6 protein-coding genes and 1 pseudogene are annotated in these 4,946 nt (G+C 41.3%); all 7 read left to right on the top strand.

Annotated elements, in window-relative coordinates; all coding sequences use genetic code 11:
* Window positions 1-372 (top strand): annotated as a pseudogene (locus ACTNBF_RS16170) (hypothetical protein); the annotation flags it as partial.
* The gene (locus ACTNBF_RS16165; protein WP_441089679.1) at window positions 362-1,099 is read left to right on the top strand and encodes an ATP-binding protein; all 738 of its coding nucleotides are present in this window, start codon (window positions 362-364) and stop codon (window positions 1,097-1,099) included. The pseudogene ACTNBF_RS16170 and the gene ACTNBF_RS16165, both read left to right, overlap by 11 nt.
* Window positions 1,100-1,253: 154 nt before the next feature.
* Window positions 1,254-1,529: a hypothetical protein gene (locus ACTNBF_RS16160; protein WP_441089678.1), complete on the top strand. Its 276-nt coding sequence runs from the start codon at window positions 1,254-1,256 to the stop codon at window positions 1,527-1,529.
* An 18-nt stretch (window positions 1,530-1,547) separates the two neighbouring features.
* On the top strand, window positions 1,548-1,763 hold the full coding sequence (locus ACTNBF_RS16155) for a hypothetical protein (protein WP_441089677.1): 216 nt from the start codon (window positions 1,548-1,550) through the stop codon (window positions 1,761-1,763).
* Between the two features lie 247 nt (window positions 1,764-2,010).
* Complete coding sequence (locus ACTNBF_RS16150) at window positions 2,011-2,985, top strand: Rpn family recombination-promoting nuclease/putative transposase (RefSeq protein WP_441089676.1); 975 nt, start codon at window positions 2,011-2,013, stop codon at window positions 2,983-2,985.
* A gap of 270 nt (window positions 2,986-3,255) precedes the next feature.
* Window positions 3,256-3,795, top strand: coding sequence for a hypothetical protein (locus ACTNBF_RS16145; protein ID WP_441089675.1), 540 nt, complete (start codon window positions 3,256-3,258; stop codon window positions 3,793-3,795).
* 413 nt (window positions 3,796-4,208) lie between these two features.
* Entirely contained in the window at window positions 4,209-4,559 is a 351-nt protein-coding gene (locus ACTNBF_RS16140; RefSeq protein WP_441089674.1) for a hypothetical protein, read from the top strand.
* Window positions 4,560-4,946 lie beyond the last annotated feature (387 nt).

Raw genomic sequence — 4,946 nt, 5'->3', positions numbered from 1 at the left:
GTTCCATACTTCCAGCAGAAAGCATCAAAGATTGGGCCAAGCACAAGAGCATTGATTGATGCAATGATCAAAATATATGCCTACCCAGTACAGGCTTTCCGCAGCTGTTTCGGTATCCTTCGTTATGCTGAGAAATATAGTCCTGAAGCACTAGAAAAGTGCTGCAGAGACGCAATCAACTTCGGTAAATGCAACTATTCTTATGTGAGCAATACAGTATCAACCTATCATACAGAAACTAAACCAGATGCGACGGATGCATCTCCTGAAAATCAGGAAGCTGTAACAGGACGATACAAGGATGACGATAGTCAGTATTCTCTTAAGAACTTACTGATGCGTCAGGAAAAGGAGGCACATCATGAAGACTGATCATTCTGACATCCATGAAATGCTGGAGTTCCTTAATCTCCCGATTGCATCAGGCCGTTTTGCTGAACTGATGAGAAGTCCTGATTTGTCAAACTATAATGCAGTTCAGTTTCTACGTGAAGTACTGGAAACACAGTACCTTGACAGAGTAGCCACTAAGTTTGAAACCAATCTTAGGCTCAGCAGCCTTATCAACAAGGGTGCTTTAATGGAAAATCTGAAAACCGGAAACGGGCGAATCTATAATGATGCTGTGGTAGAACAAATCCGAGGTTTCACCTTTGCTGAGGATAGATTAAATGTCGGCATCTATGGTGTGACCGGTGCCGGCAAGTCGTATTTCCTGTCAGCTTGCTGTGTTGAAGCTTGCAAACGTAATTATCGCTGCAAGTACATCGACTACTCTGATCTTCTAGATGAGCTAATCATTCTGAATCGACAGGAAGTTCTGACCAGATACCGCAAACGGATCAAGTATTACGCAAAGATCCAGCTCTTGTTTATCGATGACTTTGCTATCAGTAGATATTCGGAGGAAGGTATGAAGATCTTATACCATCTCATCAAGATGAAAGCTGATCTTGGAACATCAACCTTATTCACCAGTCAGTACAGTCCTGATGAATGGGGCAAGTATCTCAGTGATGAAAAAGAATGCTACGGAAAACTGGATGGCATCCGTCGCCGGCTCACCACCGGCTTTACAGTTCTCATTGAGAAAGCATAGATCAAAGTAACTATATCAGCCAGTCTGGGGGACTCTATGGGATACCCTTATTTCATAGAGTTCCTTACCAGAAAATCGACCGTTTAATACGGCCCTGACTGGCCGTCTAATGTGGCCTCATCGGCCACTAAAGGTGGCTATCTGCAAGTGGAGTGTGGATGAGAAGAAAAATGCAGTTTTGAAGGAATATATCCCGAATTATCGGATTAACCTGATTGATGTTGGAAATCTGGAGCATTTAGAGCGATTCAAAAGCGATTTACAAGAAGTTCTGGGTATGATACAGTGTAGGGGAGATAAAGAAAATTTACTGAAGTACATAAACGAAAGAAAAGAGTATTTTCAAAATGTAGATGAAGAAACGTATTATGTGATCCGGGAATTTTTGCATTCGGAGAGAATGTTGAAGGAAAATATAGAGAAAAGCTAGGGAAAGGAGACTGTGGATATGTGCAAGGCATTGGAAGAGTTGTATAATGAAGGAATAGAGATTGGAATGGAGCGTGGAATAGAGCGTGGCATGGAATGTGGCATGGTAAAAGGTGTTGTGGAAACATTGCATGATTTTGGAATGGAGAAAGATGCTGCGATTCAAAGAGTAATGCAGAAATTCGAAATGTCCAGAGAACAGGCGGAGAAGGATGTGGAGAGTTACTGGAGATAGGTAGAACAATTGGAATTCTCTGACGAAAAGAGATCAAATGTAAGGAACTGCCGGAGATGTAGAAAATCATTTTCGGTAGTTTCATATATTTAGAGGCTGTGCAAAGAGAAAACTCTGTGCTATACTAATCACACATCAAAATCTCAGACGGAGTCCGATCCGGACAGATAGAATCTATTCGTCTGAACAACCGTTATCCAAAACGGTTCAAAATTCAAAGGCAGTTTCGCCGAATAATTCAACTTTGATGAACAAAAGAACAGAATATGGAGGTAGTAGTATGGGCCAGAGCAATGCTGCAGTGCGGCAGTGGATGGGGAATCCAAAACGATTTGCAGATTTATTCAATGCAACAGTATTTGATGGAGAGCAGGTGATCCAGCCGGAAGAATTAGAACCGGCAGATGGAGAGGAAGATATCCTGCTGACAGACAAAAATGGGAAGAAGCAGGAAGTTCACCGTTATCGGGATATTGTTATGAAGTGGAAAAAAGAAGCGGTGCTGATCTTATTGGCATGCGAGAATCAGGCAAAAGTGCACTATGCCATGTCAGTACGCAATATGCTGTATGACAGTCTGCCTTATGTCGGGCAGATTCAAAGGATGTGGACTAAAAATGTGGAAAAGATGAGTACAGCAGAATTCCTTTCGAAATTTCGGAAAGATGATAGATTGATTCCGGTGCTTACACTGGTTTTCTACTATGACGTAGACCAGTGGGACGGAAGCAAAGATCTGTACGGAATGCTGCAGTGGAGTGAGGATGAGAAGAAAAATGCAGTTTTGAAGGAATATGTTCCGAATTATCGGATTAACCTGATTGATGCTGGAAATCTGGAGCATTTAGAGCGATTCAAAAGCGATTTACAAGAAGTTCTGGGTATGATACAGTGTAGAGGAGATAAAGAAAATTTACTGAAGTACATAAACGAAAGAAAAGAGTATTTTCAAAATGTAGATGAAGAAACGTATTATGTGATCCGGGAATTTTTGCATTCAGAGAGAATGTTGAAGGAAAATATAGAGAAAAGCCAGGGAAAGGGGACTGTGGATATGTGTAAGGCATTGGAAGATTTGTATAATGAAGGAATAGTAAAAGGCGTAGTGGAAACATTGTATGATTGTGGAATAAAAAAGGACGATGCAATCCAAAGAGTAATGCAAAAATTTGAAATATCCAAAGAGCAAGCGGAAAAGGATGTAGAGACCTATTGGAGATAAGCTGATAAATTGGTATTTTCTATCTATAAGATTGCGTGGATGGTATTGCGAAAAGATATCAAATGTAAGAAACTATCGGAGATGTAAAAAGCATTTCCGGTAGTTTCATATATTTAGAGCTGTGCAAAGAGAAAACTCTGTGCTATACTAATCACACATCAAAATCTCAGACGGAGTCCGATCCGGACAGATAGAATCTATCCGTCTGAACAACCGTTATCCAAAACGGTTCAAAATTCAAAGGCAGTTTCGCTGAATAATTCAACTTTGATGAACAAAAGAACAGAATACGGAGGTAGTAGTATGGGCCAGAGCAATGCTGCAGTGCGGCAGTGGATGGGGAATCCAAAACGATTTGCAGATTTATTCAACGCAACAGTATTTAATGGAGAGCAGGTGATCCGGCCGGAAGAATTAGAACCGGCAGATGGAGAAGAAGACGTCCTGATGACGGACAAGAATGGGAAGAAACAGGAAGTCCACCGGTATCGGGATATAGTGATGAAGTGGAAAAAAGAAGCAGTGCTGATCTTGTTGGCATGCGAGAATCAGGCAAAAGTACACTATGCCATGTCAGTACGCAATATGCTGTACGACAGTCTGTCTTATGTCGGGCAGATTCAAAGGATGTGGACTAAAAATGTGGAAAAGATGAGTACAGTAGAATTCCTTTCGAAATTTCGGAAAGATGATAGATTGATTCCGGTGCTTACACTGGTTTTCTACTATGACGTAGACCAGTGGGACGGAAGCAAAGATCTGTACGGTATGCTGCAGTGGAGTGAGGATGAGAAGAAAATGCAGTTTTGAAGGAATATGTTACGAATTGCAGATTGCCAGCCTAAACGGCCACCTGTGCCATATTAGGCGGACAGTGCGAGACATAATCGGCGGCCAGCCATCAAGCATTATTCCACGGTGTGCTTGACATGAGCCTCTACCGCTCATGATTCATTGGCAAAGCCTGGAAACCGCGTCAGAGACGGATTTGCCAGGGCTAAACAGCCTATCATGAGCTACTCATGTAAAGCACCTTTCGCGGCATAAGACTTGATGGCTTGAAATTTAACTGTCCGCTTATTGTGTCTCTGACTGGCCGGAAAATGTGGCCCAGCTGTCCGCAAAAACTGGCCATATGCACGAATTATCGGATTAACCTGATTGATGCTGGAAATCTGGAGCATTTAGAGCGATTCAAAAGCGATTTACAAGAAGTTCTGGGTATGATACAGTGTAGAGGAGATAAAGAAAATTTACTGAAGTACATAAACGAAAGAAAAGAGTATTTTCAAAATGTAGATGAAGAAACGTATTATGTGATACGGGAATTTTTGCATTCGGAGAGAATGCTGAAGGGAAATATTGAGAAAAGTCAGGGAAAGGGGACTGTGGATATGTGTAAGGCATTGGAAGATTTGTATAATGAAGGAATAGAATGTGGCATGGTAAAAGGTGTTGTGGAAACATTGCATGATTTCGGAGTAGAGAAAGAGGCTGCAATCCAAAGAGTAATGCAGAAATTCGAAATATCCAGAGAACAGGCAAAGAAGGATGTGGAGAGTTACTGGAGATAGGTAGAACAATTGGAATTCTCTGACGAAAAGAGATCAGATGTAAGGAACTATCGGAGATGTAGAAAAGCATTTCCGGTAGTTTCATATATTTAGAGGCTGTGCAGAGAGAAAACTCTGTGCTATACTAATCACACATCAAAATCTCAGACGGAGTCCGATCCGGACAGATAGAATCTATTCGTCTGAACAACCGTTATCCAAAACGGTTCAAAATTCAAAGGCAGTTTTGCCGGATATTTCAACTTTGATGAACAAAAGAACAGAATACGGAGGTAGTAGTGTGAAAGAAAGTAGAGGAAGACCATAAATTGGCGCACTTGAATAAGCTGTCTAAGGCAGGCAACTTTTTAAAGTGTTATAGAGTTAGAAAATTAAATCAAGAAGCTA

It is taken from the genome of Bariatricus sp. HCP28S3_A4, assembly GCF_052066395.1.
In the GTDB taxonomy this organism is placed as follows: Bacteria; Bacillota; Clostridia; order Lachnospirales; family Lachnospiraceae; genus Allocoprococcus.
This window is presented reverse-complemented; position numbering and strand designations above follow the sequence as displayed.